General features: G+C 65.4%; 16 protein-coding genes. 8 read left to right on the forward strand and 8 right to left on the reverse strand.

Annotated features, from left to right (window positions below):
• Window positions 1-135: 135 nt before the first annotated feature.
• Window positions 136-1,110 carry a class I SAM-dependent methyltransferase gene (locus tag QZY48_RS22995; RefSeq protein ID WP_295435478.1) on the reverse strand — a complete coding sequence of 325 codons (975 nt, stop codon included), beginning with the start codon at window positions 1,108-1,110 and terminating at the stop codon, window positions 136-138.
• A gap of 205 nt (window positions 1,111-1,315) precedes the next feature.
• Here QZY48_RS22995 and grxD point away from each other — a divergent pair, with 205 nt between their 5' ends.
• Window positions 1,316-1,642, forward strand: a complete 327-nt coding sequence (gene grxD, locus QZY48_RS23000) for a Grx4 family monothiol glutaredoxin (protein WP_295435480.1) — start codon at window positions 1,316-1,318, stop codon at window positions 1,640-1,642.
• 89 nt (window positions 1,643-1,731) lie between these two features.
• Here grxD and rnt read toward each other — a convergent pair whose 3' ends face one another.
• The gene (gene rnt, locus QZY48_RS23005) at window positions 1,732-2,388 is read right to left on the reverse strand and encodes a ribonuclease T (RefSeq protein WP_100921175.1); all 657 of its coding nucleotides are present in this window, start codon (window positions 2,386-2,388) and stop codon (window positions 1,732-1,734) included.
• Window positions 2,389-2,679: 291 nt separating this feature from the next.
• On the opposite strand from rnt, the gene QZY48_RS23010 reads away from it, so the two are divergent.
• The 7 genes from QZY48_RS23010 (at window position 2,680) to QZY48_RS23040 (ending at window position 10,467) form a co-directional block, all read left to right on the forward strand.
• Window positions 2,680-3,531 (forward strand): VacJ family lipoprotein, encoded by an 852-nt coding sequence (locus QZY48_RS23010; protein ID WP_295435482.1) that lies wholly within the window; start codon window positions 2,680-2,682, stop codon window positions 3,529-3,531.
• Between the two features lie 251 nt (window positions 3,532-3,782).
• Window positions 3,783-5,228 carry an amidohydrolase family protein gene (locus QZY48_RS23015; protein WP_295435484.1) on the forward strand — a complete coding sequence of 482 codons (1,446 nt, stop codon included), beginning with the start codon at window positions 3,783-3,785 and terminating at the stop codon, window positions 5,226-5,228.
• A 140-nt stretch (window positions 5,229-5,368) separates the two neighbouring features.
• Entirely contained in the window at window positions 5,369-7,249 is a 1,881-nt protein-coding gene (locus tag QZY48_RS23020) for a phosphoenolpyruvate carboxykinase (GTP) (RefSeq protein WP_295435486.1), read from the forward strand.
• A gap of 198 nt (window positions 7,250-7,447) precedes the next feature.
• Window positions 7,448-7,972 (forward strand): hypothetical protein, encoded by a 525-nt coding sequence (locus QZY48_RS23025; RefSeq protein ID WP_295435489.1) that lies wholly within the window; start codon window positions 7,448-7,450, stop codon window positions 7,970-7,972.
• Window positions 7,973-8,127: 155 nt separating this feature from the next.
• Window positions 8,128-8,484 (forward strand): MbcA/ParS/Xre antitoxin family protein, encoded by a 357-nt coding sequence (locus QZY48_RS23030; RefSeq protein ID WP_295435490.1) that lies wholly within the window; start codon window positions 8,128-8,130, stop codon window positions 8,482-8,484.
• Between the two features lie 14 nt (window positions 8,485-8,498).
• On the forward strand, window positions 8,499-9,296 hold the full coding sequence (locus tag QZY48_RS23035) for an RES family NAD+ phosphorylase (RefSeq protein WP_295435492.1): 798 nt from the start codon (window positions 8,499-8,501) through the stop codon (window positions 9,294-9,296).
• 733 nt (window positions 9,297-10,029) lie between these two features.
• Window positions 10,030-10,467 carry a CBS domain-containing protein gene (locus QZY48_RS23040; protein ID WP_295435493.1) on the forward strand — a complete coding sequence of 146 codons (438 nt, stop codon included), beginning with the start codon at window positions 10,030-10,032 and terminating at the stop codon, window positions 10,465-10,467.
• 163 nt (window positions 10,468-10,630) lie between these two features.
• On the opposite strand, the gene QZY48_RS23045 is transcribed toward QZY48_RS23040, so the two are convergent.
• The 6 genes from QZY48_RS23045 to hsdR form a co-directional block, all read right to left on the reverse strand.
• Entirely contained in the window at window positions 10,631-11,140 is a 510-nt protein-coding gene (locus QZY48_RS23045) for an HIRAN domain-containing protein (RefSeq protein WP_295435495.1), read from the reverse strand.
• Window positions 11,141-11,487: 347 nt separating this feature from the next.
• Complete coding sequence (locus tag QZY48_RS23050; protein ID WP_295435497.1) at window positions 11,488-12,663, reverse strand: hypothetical protein; 1,176 nt, start codon at window positions 12,661-12,663, stop codon at window positions 11,488-11,490.
• A gap of 14 nt (window positions 12,664-12,677) precedes the next feature.
• The gene (locus QZY48_RS23055; protein ID WP_295435499.1) at window positions 12,678-14,243 is read right to left on the reverse strand and encodes a class I SAM-dependent DNA methyltransferase; all 1,566 of its coding nucleotides are present in this window, start codon (window positions 14,241-14,243) and stop codon (window positions 12,678-12,680) included.
• A 112-nt stretch (window positions 14,244-14,355) separates the two neighbouring features.
• Complete coding sequence (locus QZY48_RS23060) at window positions 14,356-14,766, reverse strand: type II toxin-antitoxin system VapC family toxin (RefSeq protein ID WP_366929757.1); 411 nt, start codon at window positions 14,764-14,766, stop codon at window positions 14,356-14,358.
• Window positions 14,766-15,026: a hypothetical protein gene (locus tag QZY48_RS23065; protein WP_295435501.1), complete on the reverse strand. Its 261-nt coding sequence runs from the start codon at window positions 15,024-15,026 to the stop codon at window positions 14,766-14,768. Before QZY48_RS23065 ends, QZY48_RS23060 begins: the two co-directional genes overlap by 1 nt.
• Before the next feature lie 42 nt (window positions 15,027-15,068).
• Window positions 15,069-17,477, reverse strand: a complete 2,409-nt coding sequence (hsdR, locus tag QZY48_RS23070; protein WP_295435502.1) for an EcoAI/FtnUII family type I restriction enzme subunit R — start codon at window positions 17,475-17,477, stop codon at window positions 15,069-15,071.
• Between the last annotated feature and the right edge of the window lie 806 nt (window positions 17,478-18,283).

An 18,283-nucleotide genomic window follows, 5' to 3' on the forward strand; every position in this document is an offset into this window, starting at 1 on the left:
GTCGCGCCGGGAGCGCGCTCCTCATCTCCCTCCCCCTCTGGGGGAGGGCCGGGGAGAGGGAACGGCCATGGCGCCCGCACCTTTCATCTTTCGGGGTGGCGCGGGCGCCATGGCCGTTAGCGGGAGGGGGCGGCGTCAGCCGCCACCCTGGCGGACCAGGATGAAGGCCGCCGCGTCACCGTCACGCAGGGCATTGAGGGCGCACGCCGCCCGCTTGAACCCGCGGAGATCCCGGGCGCTGTAGTAGGTATGCTCGCGTTGGTCGTAGTCTTTCATGGTCCCCCCCAGGCTGAGCCATTCGCTCAAGGCAATCTGTTTGTACTGGGAGTCGTAGACGATGGACTCGATCGCCATCCCCGCCGCCGCGGCCAGGAGGGCGAGACTGGTCGGGGTGTGCAGGTAGAGGTGCCGCGGGGCGTCCAGGTTGGCCCAGGAGGCGCCGTACTTGCGCCAGGCGTAGCTGCCGGCGAGCGGGATGCGGATCAGCAGCCGGCCGTCCGGCGCAAGATGAGCAGCCAGTGTCGAGAGCACCTCCAGCGGCCGGTCCATGTGCTCGAACGAGTGGTGCAGCATGATCAGATCGAACTCGCCTCGCAGATCCGCGAGCGGTTGTTTGTACACCACCAGGCCGCCGGGATAGGTCAGCGTCTCGGCAATGAAGGGGTCCAGACCGCGCAGCGATCGGAATCCGTCTCGCAGCAGGCGCAAGAGCAGATGGCCAGCGCCGCAGCCGACATCCAGGATGCGCGCGTCGAGCCCGAGCGACAGCCGCGCCAGCCAGTCGCCGTAGGGCGGTAACGGCAGGAGCCGCGCGAGCCACCGGCCGCCGCGCCCGAACCCGCCGAGCAGGAGCCGCGTGCGCAGGGCCTTGAGCCGGCGCCGCCAGGCGGGGAGCCGCCGCACCTTGGCCTGGCCGTAGGCGCAATAGTGGGCCGGGTACCAGGCGGACATATCCGGCGGGATGTCCTGCAACTGAAGGCACCCGCAGGCCGCACACTCCAGGTAGACGAAGGCGCCAGGCACGCCGTACATGGTCTCGCGCACCTGGTGCAGACGGTTGCCTTGGGAGTGTCCGCACACACGGCAGTCAGCGGCGGCGTTTTCGCTCATCGTTTGCGGTACCTTAAGGGTTCTGACTTGAGGAAGGGTGCGGGCACCGGGGTTTGGTGATGGTCCGGGAGCCTTGCGGACGGCGTGGGCCTTTGGTCCGCGCAGCGGACCCTACGCGCGCCCTCGCGGCACGGGAGCGTTGAAAACCCGGCGTCCGACCCGACTGTCTTGGTCCAACTTTCAGTCAACTTACAGAGGTAACCGCATGGATGTCTTGGAGCGCATCGACCAGCAGGTGAAACAACATCCCGTCGTCATCTACATGAAGGGCACGCCCCAGTTCCCCCAGTGCGGCTTCTCCATGCGGGCCGCGGCGGCACTCCAGGAGTGCGGGGTCCCCTTCGACTATGTCAACATCCTGGACGACCAGGAGATCCTCCAAAATCTGCCGCGCTACGCGGACTGGCCCACGTTTCCCCAGATCTACATTGACGGCGAACTGGTCGGGGGCTGCGACATCACCGTGGAACTGCACCAGAAGGGGGAACTCAAGGCCCTGATGGAGGCGGCCTGCGCAAAAGCTGCACCCTAGCACCACGTAGCGCAATGCCCGATACCCGTCTGGCGATCACGTAAACCGAAGAACGGCAAGGTCGAACAGCATCGGACCCGCGCCTCGCCCTACCGGCCGTCCCCGGGTCCCTCCCAGAAGTGCACCGGGTCCAGGGCCTGCCAGCGGTTGACGATGGTACAGAAGAGGCGGGCGGTCTGTTCCGCGTCGTAGATCGCCGCGTGCGCCTCGCTGTTCTGCCAGCCGAGCCCGGCCGCCTGCGCGGCCTTGGCCAGCACCGTCTGGCCGAACATCAACCCGGCCAGGCTCACCGTGTCGAAGACGCTGAAGGCGTGGAACGGATTGCGCTTGAAGCCGGTGCGCTCCACCGCCGCCGCCAGGAAACCCAGGTCGAAGTGGGCATTGTGCCCCACCAGGATGGCGCGGTTGCAGCCCGTCGACTTCACGGCCTTGCGGATCGGGGTGAGGATGCGGGCCAGGGCCTCGTGCTCGGCGACCGCGTCGCGGAACGGGTGGTCGGGATCGATACCGTTGAAGGCCAGCGCGCGCGGATCGATCTCGGACCCGACGAACGGCAGGACGTGGGCCGCGATCGGCGCGGCCGGCTCCAGGTTCCCGTCCGGGCGCATCCGGATGATCACCGCGGCGATCTCCAGCAGGGCGTGGCGCTGGGCGTCGAAGCCCGCGGTCTCCACGTCCACCACCACGGGCAGAAAGCCGCGAAAGCGGCGGGCGATCCCTTCGACAATCGGTTGCTCTTCGTTCATCGCGACAGCATACGGGGGCGGCGCCCGGTTGCCAAACCGGCGCACGCCCGGCGACGCCGCGGACGCCGCCCCGCCCGGCCCCGGGTGCGGACGGCGCGCCCGCACAACCGTAAAGGCACCGCGGACGCAAAGAACTACAATAGGGGCCTGACCTGGCGGGGGCGACCGCGCCGACGGCACCAAAAGGCGGGGTAGCGCCATTAAATCCCAAGCCTTTTTGAGACCTTGCGGTCCGGCTGTCTTTTTTGGTTCAACGAGCCACGCCCGACGGGCGTCGGGGGAACGACACAAATGCGCGATTGGAAGACCGGAGCAGGGACCCGCCGGGTGGCCGGGTCGGCGCTGGCGGCACTGCTGGCCGTGGGCTGTGCCTCCCAACCCAATCGGGTCGCGGACCCCCGTGACCCGCTGGAACCCTACAATCGGGCGGTGTACCGCTTCAACGACGACTTCGATAAGGCCTTCATGCGGCCCTTGGCCAAGGGCTACAAGGCGATCACCCCGGAGGTGGTCGACCGCGGCATTACCAACGTTTTCGACAACATCGACGACGTCACCTCGCTCGTCAACAACATCCTGCAGTTCAAGATGTCGCGGGCTGCCAACGACATCGGGCGGCTCATCGTCAATTCCACGCTCGGGGTCCTGGGCTTCATGGACGTGGCCACCAACCTGGGCCTGCCGAGCTACAAGGAGGACTTCGGCCAGACCCTGGGCTACTGGGGCCTGCCGCCCGGTGCCTACTTCATGCTGCCGATCTTCGGACCCAGCAACTTGCGCGACACCGTCGGGTTCGCCGGGGACCTCGTGACCGACCCCTTCTTCAGCATCGAGACGGGCAAGATCTATTGGGGTTTCGCGACCCTGCGGATCGTCGACTTCCGGGCCGACCGGCTGGGGGCGGGCGAGGTCCTGGAGGATGCCGCCCCGGACCCCTATGTGTTCCTGCGCGACGCCTATCTGCAGCGGCGGCGGAATCTCGTCTACGACGGCAACCCACCCGAGACCGAGGACCAGGGGGACATCTGGGCCGACGTCGAGTTCAGCGGCGAGGCCAGGCCGGCGCCCGGCGGGCGGGCGGGGTCCAAGCCCCCGGCGTCCGCCAGGCCGGGGGAGACGCCGCTGGGGTCGTACGGGGACTAATTACGAGTCGAGGACAGGTTAAACACGGCCGTTGTCGTTGTCGTTGTCGTTGTCGTTGTCGTGATCGTAATCGAAGAAGCGATGCATTTTGGGGTGGGAGCAAATCCGGGGCACTACGATAATCTCGATTACGACAACGACAACGACAACGACGCGACAAGCATCCCCTGATGGACTTGTTTAACCTATTGGTGAACCGTTCCTTGGTACCGCTGACCTGGCCTTCACACCCGCATCCGGAACTCACCCCCATGCACGAAGATATCTCGCTCGAAGCCGTCGCATTCAACCTGAAGCTCTTGGGCAAGACGCCCACGAATGTCCTGGTCAGCGCCGGTAAACCGTCGGACAAACAGGCGATGCTGCCGGGCTTGCGCCGTTTGAAAGAGGCCAACGTGCAGCTCTATGCCACGCCCGGCACCAGCCGCTTCCTGGTCAAGAACGGCATTGCGAACATCCTGCTCCATAAGATCAACGATGCCCAGTTGCCCAACATCCGGTCGTTTCTGGACACCAACCGCTTCGATATGGTCGTGAACGTCCTGACCGGCAACAACGACTACGACGAGGCGTCCGACTGCAACCTGATCCGCTCCCTGTCGATCGAGGCCGGCATCCCGATCTACACCGATGCCGAGGTGGCCATGATCGCCATCCGGGAGATGCTGCGCAAGCACCAGGCGGGCCAGTATCGCTATAAGCTGTCGGACCCGACCGAACCCTGGAATCTGAAGCGCGATTTCCTGCGGCGCGTCGCCGCCAAGGGCGGCTTTGCCTGTCACCACGCCCATTTCGACAAGGCCTATCTGATCTCCACCGAGAATCTGAAGCTCGGACAGGTGGACATGCAGGCGAAATGGAAGCTGTACAAATACCTCAAAGAAAACTATACCCCGGAGGACCTGCTCGAACGGATGGAGCGGGCGGTCAGGAAGATGATTGCGCAGGGCGTGACCTACTGCCGCACCTTTGTCGATGCCGACACCACCGTCGGCCAGATGCCGATCGACGCGGCACTGCTGCTGAAGGAGCGCTTTCGCGATCAGATCCGCCTGGAGATCGCGGTCCAGCCGCTGCAGGGCGTGCTGGAACCCGACTCCCAGGGCGAATTCGTGCGTGCCTGCGAAAAGGCCGACGTGATCGGCGGCCTGCCGTCCAAGGACCGCCCCCAGCCCGAGAAGCACCTGGACTTCATCTTCAGCCTGGCCCGCGAGCTCAATAAACCGGTCGACGTGCATGTGGACCAGGAGAACAACCCCGACGAGGTCGAAACCGAGTTGCTGGCCTTGAAGACCATGGAATTCGGTCTTCACGGCCGGGTGCGGGCGGTGCACGGCATCTCACTGGCGGCGCATGACGAGCGTTACCAGCGCCGCGTCATCGCCATGTGTCGCGAGGCCGCGGTCGCGTTCATCGTCTGCCCATCCGCCGCCTTGAGCATGCGCCAGTTGTCCGATCGGATGGCCCCGATCCACAACTCCATAGCCCCGGTGACGACGCTGCTGCACCATGGGGTCAGGGTTGTGATGGGCGTCGACAACATCTACGACCTGTTTATGCCGCTGGTCGATGGGGACATGTGGGTGGAGTGCCGCCTGCTCATGGAGGCGACCCGCTACTACGACATCGACGTGGTCTCTTCGATGGCGACCGACAAGTCCGGATTTGCAGTGCCGCCGGGCGCCCCGATGGCTTAAACTCACGGCGGCCAGCCGGGCGCGGGGTCCCGGGTGGTCGCGGCCCTGCGCCGACCCCCACCGCCGATTGCTCCCCCGCGGTCATCCTTTAAGACCCTGATCGGCTCCACTCTCTTTGCCCAAGCGAGGATTTCTCCGCCATGACTACGACCCACGATGGTACGACGCGCACCACCCACCACCGGCTCCTGAACTGGGTCGATGAGATGGCCGAACTCTGCGAGCCGGACCGCATCTACTGGTGCGACGGCTCCCAAGCCGAGTACGACCGACTCTGCGAGGAGATGGTGGCGAGCGGCACCTTCGTGCGTCTCAACGCCGAGAAGCGTCCCAACAGCTTCCTGGCGCGCTCCCACCCGAGCGACGTGGCGCGGGTGGAGGAGCGGACCTTCATCTGCTCCCGGCGCGAGGAGGAGGCCGGCCCGACCAACAACTGGAAGGACCCGGGCGAGATGAAGGAGATCCTGACCGAGGCCTTCCGGGGCTCGATGCACGGGCGCACCCTCTACGTCATCCCCTTCAGCATGGGGCCGATCGGCTCGCACATCGCCCACATCGGGGTGCAGATCACCGACTCGCCCTATGTCGTGACCAACCAGCGCATCATGACCCGCATGGGCCAGAAGGTGCTGGACACCCTGGGCAAGGACGGTGAATTCATCCCCTGTCTGCACTCGGTCGGGGCCCCCCTGGAGGACGGGGAGCGGGACGTGCCCTGGCCCTGCGCCCCGCGGATCGAGGACAAATACATCGCCCACTTCCCGGAGACCCGGGAGATCTGGTCCTACGGCAGCGGCTACGGCGGCAACGCCCTACTCGGCAAGAAGTGCCTGGCGCTGCGCATCGCCTCCGTCATGGCCCGGGACGAGGGGTGGCTCGCCGAACACATGCTGATCCTCGGGGTCGAGTCCCCCGCCGACCAGCAGGGAAAGAAGAAGAAGCAGTATGTGACGGCCGCCTTCCCGAGCGCCTGCGGCAAGACCAACTTCGCCATGCTGATCCCGCCCGCCGGGTTCGAGGGCTGGAAGGTCACCACCGTCGGCGACGACATCGCCTGGATCAAACCCAACAAGGACGACGGCCGCTTCTATGCCATCAACCCGGAGGCCGGCTTCTTCGGTGTCGCCCCGGGGACCAGCCCCGAGTCCAACCCCAATGCCATCGACACCCTCTTTGCCAACTGCATCTTCACCAACTGTGCGCTGACCGACGACGGCGACATCTGGTGGGAAGGCCTGACCAAGGAACCCCCGGAGCACCTGATCGACTGGAAGGGCAACGACTGGACCCCGGGCTCCGGCATCCCCGCCGCCCACCCCAACGCCCGCTTCACCGCCCCGGCCTCCCAGTGTCCCTGCATCGACCCCGAATGGGAGAACCCCAAGGGCGTACCGATCAGCGCCTTCCTGTTCGGCGGGCGGGTGAGCAAACACTTCCCGCTGGCCTTCCAGAGCTACAACTGGGAACACGGCGTCTATATGGCCGCCACCATGGGCTCGGAGGCCACCGCCGCCGCCATCGGGCAGTCCGGCATGCGCCGCGACCCCATGGCCATGCTCCCCTTCTGCGGCTACAACATGGGGGACTACTGGCGCCACTGGCTGCGCATCGGCCGCCAGATGGTCGCCACCCCGCCGCGTATCTTCCGCGTCAACTGGTTCCGCAAGGACGAGCACGGCCGCTTCATGTGGCCCGGCTATGGCGAGAACATGCGGGTCCTGAAATGGGTCATCGACCGCTGCAACCACGTCGGCGCCGCCATCGAGAGCCCGCTCGGCTGGGTCCCCTACTACGACGCCTTTGACTGGAAGGGACTGGAATTCTCCAAGGACGTCTACGCCGCCATCAACAACATCGATACCGAAATCGCCCGCCACGAGACCAACGACCAGGAAGACCTCTTCACCCTCTTCGGCGACCACCTGCCGCAGGAGATGGAGTTGGAGCGCGACCTGCAACTGGCGCGGCTGCGCCACTCCCCGCCGGTCTGGGACCTGGCGGACGCGGCGAAGTTGGGTTGAGCGCGGGCACCGCGCGTTGATCGGTCCGCGCAGCGGACCCTACGGGGTCCCGTTGCGCCATCGGTCCGCGCAGCGGACCCTACGAGTAGGGTCCGCTGTGCGGACCAACACCCTCAAGCAAGGTCGCCGCAACTGGACCCCATAGCCCCCAACCTGCGCCTGCCCCGTCTCTACCGGACCCTGCTCGCACTCGCGCTGGTGCTGGGTCCCCTGTATTGGATGCTGTTCACCCCGGACGGGCAACGCCGCACCGATCTGGCGCTCCTGTCGCTACTCGGCCGCCCCGCCTTCGACGCCGCCCTGGACGCCTTCAACGACCGCCTGACCGAGTCCACCATCAGGGCCACCTTCCCGGCCCTGGCCCTACAGTGCGCTGCTACCCGCATCCCCTTCGGCGATCGACGCTGCACCGCCGCCATCGGCTCCTTCAACCAATACCCCGCCCGCGCCGTCGCATTCTATTTCCAAGGCGAAGGGCTGCGCGCCGTCAAGGTCCTCTACCAACCGGCCTATCACGCACAGGTCCGCGCCTGGATGCAGCAGACGCCGGGCCGGGTTGGCGCCGGTGACACCGGGCCATCGCCCGCGGCGCCGGCCGGTGTGGCCAGTCGGCTGGTCGCCGCCGGGACCCTGGTGATGAAGGACGGCCCGCTCGGGCGGACGGACGAAGCGGCCTTGCTGTGGATCAGCGACCCGCCGCCACCGGCCCGGCCCGCGGACTGATCAGCGACCCGCAGGCGCCAGCGCGGACCCTGCGACGGCCCTCAGCGTGGCGGCCAGGATTGGAATCGACACCCACTGACCGTTGCATTTACCGCATCTATGAACTATAAAGCGCATATGATCACATTGAGGCCAGACCGGCCGCGGACCTGAAGATGAATACCGTCGTCGAGCGAGTCCCTGATGCAACAGCGGTGTTGAGCAAGGCCCTGCTCAACGCGGGGCGCCTGCTCGGGCTGTCCCAGGCAGACCTCGGCGTCATCGTGGGCAAGGACCGTAGCTCCATCGCCCGCGGCCTGGACCCGCAGAGCAAGTCCGGCGAACTGGCCCTGCTCCTGATCCGCTGCTACCGCAGCCTCTATGTCCTGGTGGGCGGTGAGGGCGCAGACCTGCGCCACTGGATGCACACCGAAAACCGGGACACGGGCGGGGTGCCGGCGCAGCAAGTCCGTTCGGTGCAGGGTCTGACCCGGGTGCTGGAGTACCTGGACGCGATGCGCGGACGGGTCTGAGCGGCGCCAACCCCATGCCCGCCTTCCCAGGGACGCCGCAGACCACGGCCGATGGCACCCTTGACCTCTGGAACCTCTGCCATACCGGGCTCCAACCGTTCCCCCTGGAGGGCGAGTTGCTGCGGCTCGTCGAGAGTCAGGAACAGGTGGCAACCACCGGCTTGGTCGACGACCTCGCCGAGCAATCACTGCTGGAAGACCTCCTGGAGCCCAGCAAGCCGCCGCGGCGCCCCGGCACGCAGCGGCTGCACTATCTGCTCGCGACCCCCTTTCGCTATCCACCCCTGCCACACGGATCGCGCTTCGGCTCCCGCCTTGAGCCCGGGATCTTCTACGCCGCCTTGGGGGAAACCGCCGCGCTTGCCGAGTGCGCCTACTACCGGTTGGTGTTCTGGAGCGCCATGTGCACGCCCCCGCCATCCGGGCGTCTGATGACCCAGCACACGCTCTTTCGCGCCCTTTACCGCGGCACCCGGGGCCTGCGGCTTCAGGCCCCGCCCTGTGCGGCGCACGAACCGGTCCTGCGCCACCCCTGCGACTATGGTCCCACCCAGCGCCTCGGTCGCGCCCTGCGCGACGCGGGTGTCGAGTTGATCGAATACCGCTCGGCGCGCGACCCGGCCAGCGGCCTCAACCTGGCCCTGTTCGACCCCGCGGCGCTCGCCAGCCGTCGCCCCCTCGATCCAGAACCCTGGCTCTGTGAGACCCGCGCCGACCGGGTGATCTTCTCCGGCCCCCGGGGCCGCACCGTACAGGGCTTTCACCTTGCCGACTTCACGATCGCGGGGCGACTACCGCTCCCGGCGGCCTGAGCGCATCCTCCGGGACTTCCGCCAGGCCCTATGTCTCTTGGCCTGGTGACCAACGGGGTCAAACATACCAGCCCAGGGCAAAGCCCTGGGACAAAGCAATGAGTGCCGCGCCCCTCTGTCACGCCCCTTCAGGGCTAAACGCTATGCTACTGCCGACCCAGGGCGTTGCCCTGGGCTGGTATGTTGCGCCCCTGCGGGGCTGGGCGTGACTGGCATTCGTTTGCAACCTCCCGGTAGCCCGGATGAAGCGCAGCGCAATCCGGGGCGGCCTCGCAGGTACTCTAGGCATCCATGGGTTGCCGATGGGGCCCGGATTTCGCTGCGCTCCATCCAGGCTACAAACTGAGGTATCCCCGGAACCGGACACGACCGGGAATCACCGGGGATCCCGGTGTCGCACCCGTCTGTGATGATCCGGCGAAGCAACGACCAATCCGGATATAACCTTAAAATCTAGGTATTATTAAGGTTCTGTGACGTGCTATATCTTAGTTCCGCAGTCGGATACTTCGACCGGAAGGCCCATGTCCCACGGGGGCGTGCGGCAATGTCGGCCGGATGCTGTTCGGGTGCTGTACCCGCCGGGAGGCGTTTCCTGGTCCTTCGAGTGCTGTCAATGCCGCCCGGGATCCAGGCGGCAGGCGTCCGGGGCATGGCCGGGGCGGCGTGCGACGGATCGAGGGGTCGAGGCCGCGGGGCGGGCGATGACAACCAAACCGATGAGGGGCAGTCGATGATCTATCTATCCGTTGGGGCACTGATCCGTGGCCAAGACATGGTAAGCCTGAATCCCGAGGCGACGGTGCAGGAGGCAGCCACGCTGATGGCCGCCCGGCGCGTGGGGGCCATCCCCGTGTTAGGGTTCGGCGGACGCCTCGCCGGGATCTTCACCGAGCGCGACCTGCTCAATCGGGTCGTCGCCCAGGGCCTGAGCCCCGAGTCGGTGCGCCTCGCCCAGGTCATGACCCCCGATCCGATAACGGTCGGCGTCGGGGCCTCCCTGGTCGAGAGTCTCGCGATCATGCTGGAACGCCGGTTTCGGCACCTGCCGCTGCTCGAAGGGGAACGGGTGGTGGGGGTACTATCCTGCCGAGATATCCCAGCCGATTATTGGATGATGTGGCAGAACTGGGAGGCGGCACAGCGGGAACTCACATCCGCGGCCGCCTGAGCCCTTCTTTCCGACCGCGCCTGGCGCAACGACATCGAGTCGCGGGCGCGGCCGAACAGGTGACGGCGAAAGCGCCTGTTTTCCTTTTCGTGCCGGCGGGGAGCCTCAGCTCCGATGCCGCGTTCCCGGCGCGGCCCTACGCGCCCCATGCCTCCATCGCTGACTACCCCAAAGGTTGGAAGGCATCCTGGGAGCAGGCGGTGAATCCGGCTGGCCAGGGTGCCGTCAGGCGGCAGCGCAGCCGAAACTGAAGCGGTGCGTCAAGGTTGACCGCGGATACCGCCACCACGACCCTGTCCCCGCCCACCAGATCGATGAGTTTCGAGAACTCCGCCGAGTAGAACCGCGGGCAATAACCAACGATGGACAGGGGCTCGCCGGTACGCACCAGCAGGGCGCTCGGGTCGCTCGGGTTCTGAAAATCCTTGGTCAGGAAGTCGCGATACTCGGGCCTTGAGCGTGGCATGAGCCGGTTGGAGAACAGCGGGAACAACTCCTTCGCGACATAGACCGCGTGCAGGTTCGTCATCCGGCCGAACGGAAGAAAATTCTCTGACTCCTCCGCCCCCTTGGTATAGACGAAACGGTAATCGTCGCGGTCGCGGGAAAGTTGTCCGACCGGCAGCCAGCGGCTGGACTCGGGGTCGTGCCATATCAGAAATAATCTCTTCATCGTTGTCACCGGCCGGCTAAGACAAACACAAACCAGACGCCTTGGTCTTGCGCGCGAAATTGAATCTCCGATTTGCCGCGACCGTTAGCCCTGAAGGGGCGTGACATACTAGCCCAGGGCAACGCCCTGGGTGGTCTATCGTTAAGGATCTTAGCCCTGAAAGGGCGTGACATCGGCGGCCCGGGTCCTGCCTGAGTCTCCGCGCTATCTTCTCTGCGCCTCTGCGCCTCTGCGCCTCTGCGTGAGTCTCTCTTGATTGCGGCACGCGGAGTCGCTGATGGGAAAAGGGGGATTATCTCTCGCAGAGGCGCAGAGACGCAGAGGGGAGAATGGATGGCCGGGCCGGGTCACAGTTCGCCCTTGAAGGCCTTGTCGAGGACGGCGGGGAGCAGCGCATCAAACTCCGCCTCGGCGCGCGCTCGTATAGCCTTGGCCTCATCGAGCTTCGCGGCAACCGACTTGATCCGTCGCTGGTCATCCAACCGGGGTAGCCAGAGGCGATGGGCGAGAAACACCCCCTCCTTTAGCCTGATACGGCGGTTACCGGCCCCGCCGCCGATCCCGGTCACTTGTCGCTTGAGCGCCTCCCACACCGCAGGGGCCGAGAAATACGCCAGGAGGAATTCAGGCAGGACACGAGTCTCGTCACAGTCGAAGATGGGAAACTCATTGGAGACATGTGAGCCATCGAACTCTTTGGTGACGATGCCGAATGCGCCCTCATAGGCGTTCAAGCGTCCGTAGATAAATTGCCCTTGGGAGGCGCGATATAGACGAGATGCCTTAATTTCATCCCCGGACAAATGGGCTTTACGGAAGAGCCCCTTGCCGAAACTGTAGATACCAAAATGCGCATACGTCTGCCCCGCCTCGACTGCCACGTCGTCAACTGACTGACTGAGTATCTCACTCAGCGCCACTTCCTGCCAGCCGTGCGCCTGCTTTTCCGCCGGTGACAAGTCGTTCCGATGTGCCATGGCGAGGAACAAGGCGCATAAATCACCTTGAATCTCTTGGCGCAGCCGCCGTGCTTCATCAAGTCGCTGCGCAACCGCTTCGATCTTATCCAGGATGCTCCGCTGGACGCCGATGGTGGGTAGTTCCAACGATAAGCGCAGGAAATGTCGTTCGCTGTATCGGTTGCGGGTTCCGGGCGTTGATCCGGTGCAATCGGACTCGACGCGCTTCTGAACCTGTGCCAAGCCGAACCAGTATACCAGGTAGTCAGGGACCACCCGCTCGGTGTGTATCCGGAAAATCGGGAATTCGTTTGAAACATAGCAGCCGTCCAGATCGGCTGGAATCAACCCGAATGATCCCTGCCATGCAAAGAGTCGACTAAAGATAAAGTCGCCGGCTTCAACTCGATTCAGGCGTGTTGCGGATATTTCTGCCCCAGCCTTGGTTTCCCGCAAGAATGGCCCTGCGATTTTAGAACGCATCCCCAGTAACTGATATTGCGCTTCGGGTGCCACGGTTTCAACTCGGTAAACCGGCGTAGCGATTTCGGCGAGTCGCGTCATGGTGCCGGCCACACTCATGCCGCCTGACTCAACTCAGACCTGATCTCTCGCAAGATCTCCAATACACGATCCTCTTTGATCAGAATGTCGTCAATAAGATCCCCCGGCTCCCGATGCTCCAACGCCTCCAGGCTATGCGGATTCTTGATGTCCAGATTCACTGAGATCAGCCGTCCCTCCGAATCATACTTGAGCACGTCCGCCGCGCTGGTCCGCCAGGCATTCGGCCCCTCAGCACGATCGCTCCACCAGGCCAGGCAGTCGGCGAAATCGGCATCCTCCATGGGCTTGGTCTTGGTGAACTTACGCCGCCCCTCCGGCAGGGAAACCTGGTAATACCAGATCTCGCGGGTCGGCCCGGAGCGGTCGAAGAAGATCAGGTTGGACGGGATGTCCGTATAGGGTGCAAAGACCCCCTCCGGCAGGCGCACGATGGTGTGCAGGTTATAGTGCTTGAGCAGGTCCTCCTTGATCCGGGCCGCGATCCCGTCGCCGAACAGGGTGCCGTTGGGGACTATCACCCCGGCCCGCCCGCCGCGGTCCTTGCCCGCCCCGGGGCGCTTGATGCGGCGCATGATGAGTTGGAGAAAGAGCAGCGCCGTTTCCGCCGTCTGGCGGTCCTTGGGAAAATTGCCCAGGATACCCCGGTCCTCCTCCCCGCCGAACGGCACATTGGTCAGGATGAGATCCACCCGGTCCTGGTCAGTGATGTCGCGCAGGGGGACGCGCAGGCTGTTGCCGGGGTCGATTTGCGGGTGGTCGAGCCCGTGCAGCAACAGGTTCATCTGCGCCAGCAGATAGGGCAATGACTTGGCCTCGCCGCCGCGGATACTGGCGGTCTGCAGGGTCTTCTCATCGGCCACGCAGCGGCACTGTGCCTGCATATGGCTGAACGCCTCCACCAGGAAGCCGCCGGTGCCGCAGGCCGGGTCGAGTACCGTCTCGCCCAGGCGCGGGTCCATCACCTGGACCATGAAGCGCACCGCCGGGCGCGGGGTATAGAACTCACCCGAGTCCCCGGCTGCGTCGCGCATCTCGCGCAGCAGGGTCTCGTAGAGCCGGCTTAGGGTGTGCATCTCCTGCGTGGCGGTGAAGTGGATACGGTTGATCTGGTTGATGACCTCGCGCAGCAGATAGCCGTCCGCCATGCGGTTCTGCATCCCGCGGAAGACGGTGCCGATCACGTCGCGGCGGTCTGCGCCCGCGGCGCTGCGCAGTCCGCGCAGGTAATAGAAGAGCCCGGCCCCGCGGCTGCCGTTGGGGCGCATGGCCTCGTCGTTGTTGACGAAGGCGATGAGGTCCTCGCCGGTCATGCCGGTCGGGTCGGCGCCCCAGTCGCGCCAGCGGTAGGGGGGCGCCAAATCCGGGCGAAAGGGTTGACCCGCGAGTTGGGCGTTGGTCTCGCGCATCAGTTCCATGTCGTCCAGGAATTTGAGAAACATGATCCAGGTGAGCATGGGCAGGCGGTCGAGGTCGCCATTGAGCCCCTTGTCCTTGCGCATGGTGTTGCGCGCGGACTTGATGATGGCCGCGAGCTGTTGGGCGGTGGTCTGAGGTGTGGCGGGTTTCCTGGAAGCCATTACGAATCGTCTCGCGCAAGAAGAAAGTTGATTGCGGCACACCGAGGTGGACTGCGCTGCGCTTGTCCACCCTACGATGTGGCGCGGCCGGAACTATGACGAAGGCCGGACATCAGGATGTGGGCTGGATTGCCGGCTGGATGTCGGTCTGAGTGAAATCGCCGCCCTTGTAAAGCAGGGGCTCACCGCGCTGTTTGGCCAAGGCATAGGCGAAGCAGTCGCCGTAGTTCAAGCTGGCGGGATGCCGGCCCTTGCCGAAGCGAGCCCAGCCGTCGTAGGCGATCTGCGCCAACGCGGCATCCATCGGGACGACCTCGATCCCCACGAAATTGAGAAACGCACTCAACTCCCGAAAGCCGTCGCCGCGGCACCGGGCGGTAGCGATCATCGCGGTCTCAAGCCAGGTCGGTGCCGCCATTCGCAGCTCGGTGGCTTGGCTCAGGGCAACGGCGTAGCGCGGAGCGTCCGCCTCTTCCAACAGCACGGCGATCACGGCCGAGGTATCCACGACCATTGCGGTCATTACTGGGGCAGCCCATGCTCATTGTAGCCCATAATCTCGTCTGGACTCCGTGCATCGCTCACGGGCAGGCCTGAGAAACGCCGAGCCATTGCCAGGATCTCGTCCGGCGACGGACGTCTGCGGACGACCGCACGTTCGGCGCGCATCGCTTCGAGCAGTTCGATCGCTTCGCGATTCACCGACCGGCGATGTGCCTGGGCTTGGTGCTTGAGCCAGGCATGAAGCTCAGCGGACATCCCGCGGATCGTCAGGTCAGGCATCTATGGCCTCCCTCGGCAAGTGGTTGCGAACTCATTTATTACTCATCCTGCACCGACATCGGCATACAGGAGCGCCTGAAGCCGATTCACGCTCTGCCGCATGGCCAGCGGTCCGCCGAAGAGGTCGGCGATCTCCATGGCGTTACCCTGAGCGGCGATGGTTCGATGCTTCAGTGCGTGGGCGATCTGAAACTCGTCCGGGCCGTGATCGGTATACTGGTCGAGCAGGGCCTCGAGGATACCGCGGGCGGCGGCGCTGTGCCGGTCGAAGAAATCGGGGCAATTGCGGCGCAGGTGCTCGGCCCGCTCCCGGCGGGTGCGCAGGGGGCGCTGGAAGACGAGGTGACAGAGAAGGTCCAGCGGATCGGCGTCCGGGGTGCCGGCGGCCTCGGCCAGGTCCGCAAAGCGGATGCCCACCCGCTCCAGGCGCGCGAGTAATTGCTCGCGCGTAACCGGATCGGCCCATTCGGCGCTCAGGGCCTCGGCAGTGCGGAACAGGGTGCGGATCTGGGCCGCGGTGTAGTCGGTATATTGAATGACCCGCAACTGCCGCCCGTCGCCGTCCAGTTCATAGACTACATGCCCGATGATCTTCACGCTGCCGCCATCGACATAGTATTTGCGGGCCGGCGGTTCCTCTATCCCGCCTTGGCCCGGGCCCTCGACGACGCCGCCGGCCTCTGCCGCGCCCTCCGTCTCGCCCGCTTGGGGCTCTTTCTCGCCACCCGGGTCGATGGTCTCAGCGCCGGTCTCGCTGCCCTGCCCGTCGATCCTGGTCACGTCGATCTCATCCGGATAGCCGTCGAAATCCGGGTCCGCAAAGCGGGCCGTGGCCGAGCCGGTATAGTCGATGATATTGAACCAGGTCTTGCCGTAGTCCTCGCGCAGCCGGGTGCCGCGCCCGATGATCTGCTTGAATTCGGTCAGCCGATTGATCACCCGCACCAGGACCACGTTCTTGCAGGTGGGCACATCGACCCCGGTGGTGAGCATCTGCGAGGTCGTCAGGATGACCGGGGTGGTCTGTTCCGGGTCCTGGAAGTTGCTCAGGAATCCCCGGCCCGTCTCGCCCTCGTCGGCGGTGACCCGCTCCACATAGTGCGGGTGCACGGCGACCAGGTCCCGGTTCAGGTTGGTCAGGGCCTGGCGCATCGCCGCGGCGTGCTCCTGATCGACACAGAAGACGATGGTCTTGGCCCAGCGATCGGTGCGCCGCATGAAGTCGGTCAGGTGTTTGGCGATGGCGTCGGTGCGGGCCTTCAGCGCGATGATGCGCTCGAAGTCCCTGGTCTCGTACAACTCGTCGGGGATCTCGCGTCCATAGCGGTCGACCTCGGCCCGGCTCGGGCGCCAGCCGGCGGCGTCCAGGTCGGTCACCACCCGGTGGACCCGATAGGGGGCGAGAAAGCCGTCGTCGATGCCCTGGCGCAGGCTATAGGTGTAGATGGGATTGCCGAAGTACCCATAGGTATCGCGGTTCTCCGCCCGTTGCGGCGTGGCCGTCATGCCGAGCTGACAGGCGGGCTCGAACCAGTCCAGGATCTCGCGCCAGTTGCTCTCATCGGCCGCGCTGCCGCGGTGGCACTCATCGACGATGACCAGGTCGAAAAAGTCCCGCGGATACTGGCGATAGAGCCCGGGGCGGGTCTGGTCCCCGGCCAACGCCTGGTAGGTGGCGAAATACAGTTGCCGACTCTGTTCGGCACGGCCGCCCTCGATCTTCCAGCGGGCAGTGCCGAAGGGGGCGAAGTCCTTGTCCTTGGGGTCGTCCACCAGGATGTTGCGGTCGGCCAGGAACAGGATCCGGGGTTTGCGCACCGCCCCGTCGCGGGTCCAGCGGGCGGTCCAAAGCTTCCAGCAAATCTGGAAGGCGACCACGGTCTTGCCGGTGCCGGTGGCCATGCACAGCAGGATGCGCCGGCGGCCCAGCAGGATCGCCCGCAGGGTGCGGTTGACGGCGATCTCCTGGTAGTAGCGAGTCGGCTTCTCGGGGACCGGATAAGAGGGCGTGAGGAGGCGGCGGGTGGTCTCGTCCCCCAGACCCGCGGCGGCCTGGAGTCGGGCGAGCAGCTCATCGGGCGTGGGAAAGCCGCTGAGGTGCGACTCGGTGCCGGTCAGGAAGTCGAACTCGATGATCCAGTGGCCGTTGGTGGCATAGGCGAACTTCAGGTCCCGCAGCTCCGCGTAGCCCTTGGACTGCTGCAAGCCGGTGCCCTGGGGCGCGTCCTCGGGCTTGGACTCCACCACGGCCAGGGGAAAATCCCGGGTATAGAGGAGGAAGTAATCGACACGCTTGCGCTCGCCGCGGACCGCCTTGCCGGCGACGATCCGAATGCGGCCGTCGGTGAAGGTCTGTTGTTCCGCGATCAGATGGGGCGGGTCTTCCCACCCTGCCGCACGCAGCCTGGGGGTCACCAGGACCCGGCAAGTATCGGCTTCGTTGAGGGACATCCCGTTGCTCCGATTGAGACTGGACCCCGGTTGGGACAAGGCGCCGCGCGACGCCGCGACGCTCGGACCGGGCCCGAGCGGAGGCCCAGTATACGTCAGGCCGCCCGCCCCGCCCGGGCAGACCTTGACCGGTAGGCCCAATTGTCCAGCGCACCAGTGGCTTGGCACCCGCCCCCACAGGCTATCCACAGAGGCGGTCACAGGGCCTGTGGAGACTTCGCCACCCCCTGGGCAAGGACTGACCGCCCGCCATTTTTCCAGCGCCGCCAGTGCCGCCCCGCCCTGCCCCACAGGTTATCCACAGAAGCGGGCACAGCGATTGTGGAAGGAATCGGGCAACCGGAAAAGGGCCTGGATCATCGTGCCGGCCAGCGACGGTTGTAGGTCGGCCCTTCTGAGCCGGACGGGGCATGCGCCCCGTCCGTAACGTTTTCTTCGGATTTGCGGGTCCGCGGCGCAGCGGCGACGCAATAAAGGTCTGGGACGGGGCGAATGCCCCGTCCCGCCCGAGAGTCCATCAGGGAATGTTTGTCGCGTCGTTGTCGTTGTCGTTGTCGTTGTCGTAATCGAGGTTATCGTAGCGCCTCGGGGGCGTTGCGGGAACCGCGATGCAGAGGGATGGCCTAAGGCGATTCGTTCTGCCTCCCGAGCCGGACGGGGCATGCGCCCCGTCCGTAACGTTGACACTGGTGGCGAATCCGCCCCGGCCTCGGCGCCGCCCCGATCCCGTCAGCCGGCGCCTCGACGGCAACGATTCGGCACTGCCCGGTGTCCAATCAGCATGAGTTGCACAGCACCGATTCGGA

Source organism: uncultured Thiodictyon sp., from assembly GCF_903828115.1.
Lineage (GTDB): Bacteria > Pseudomonadota > Gammaproteobacteria > Chromatiales > Chromatiaceae > Thiodictyon.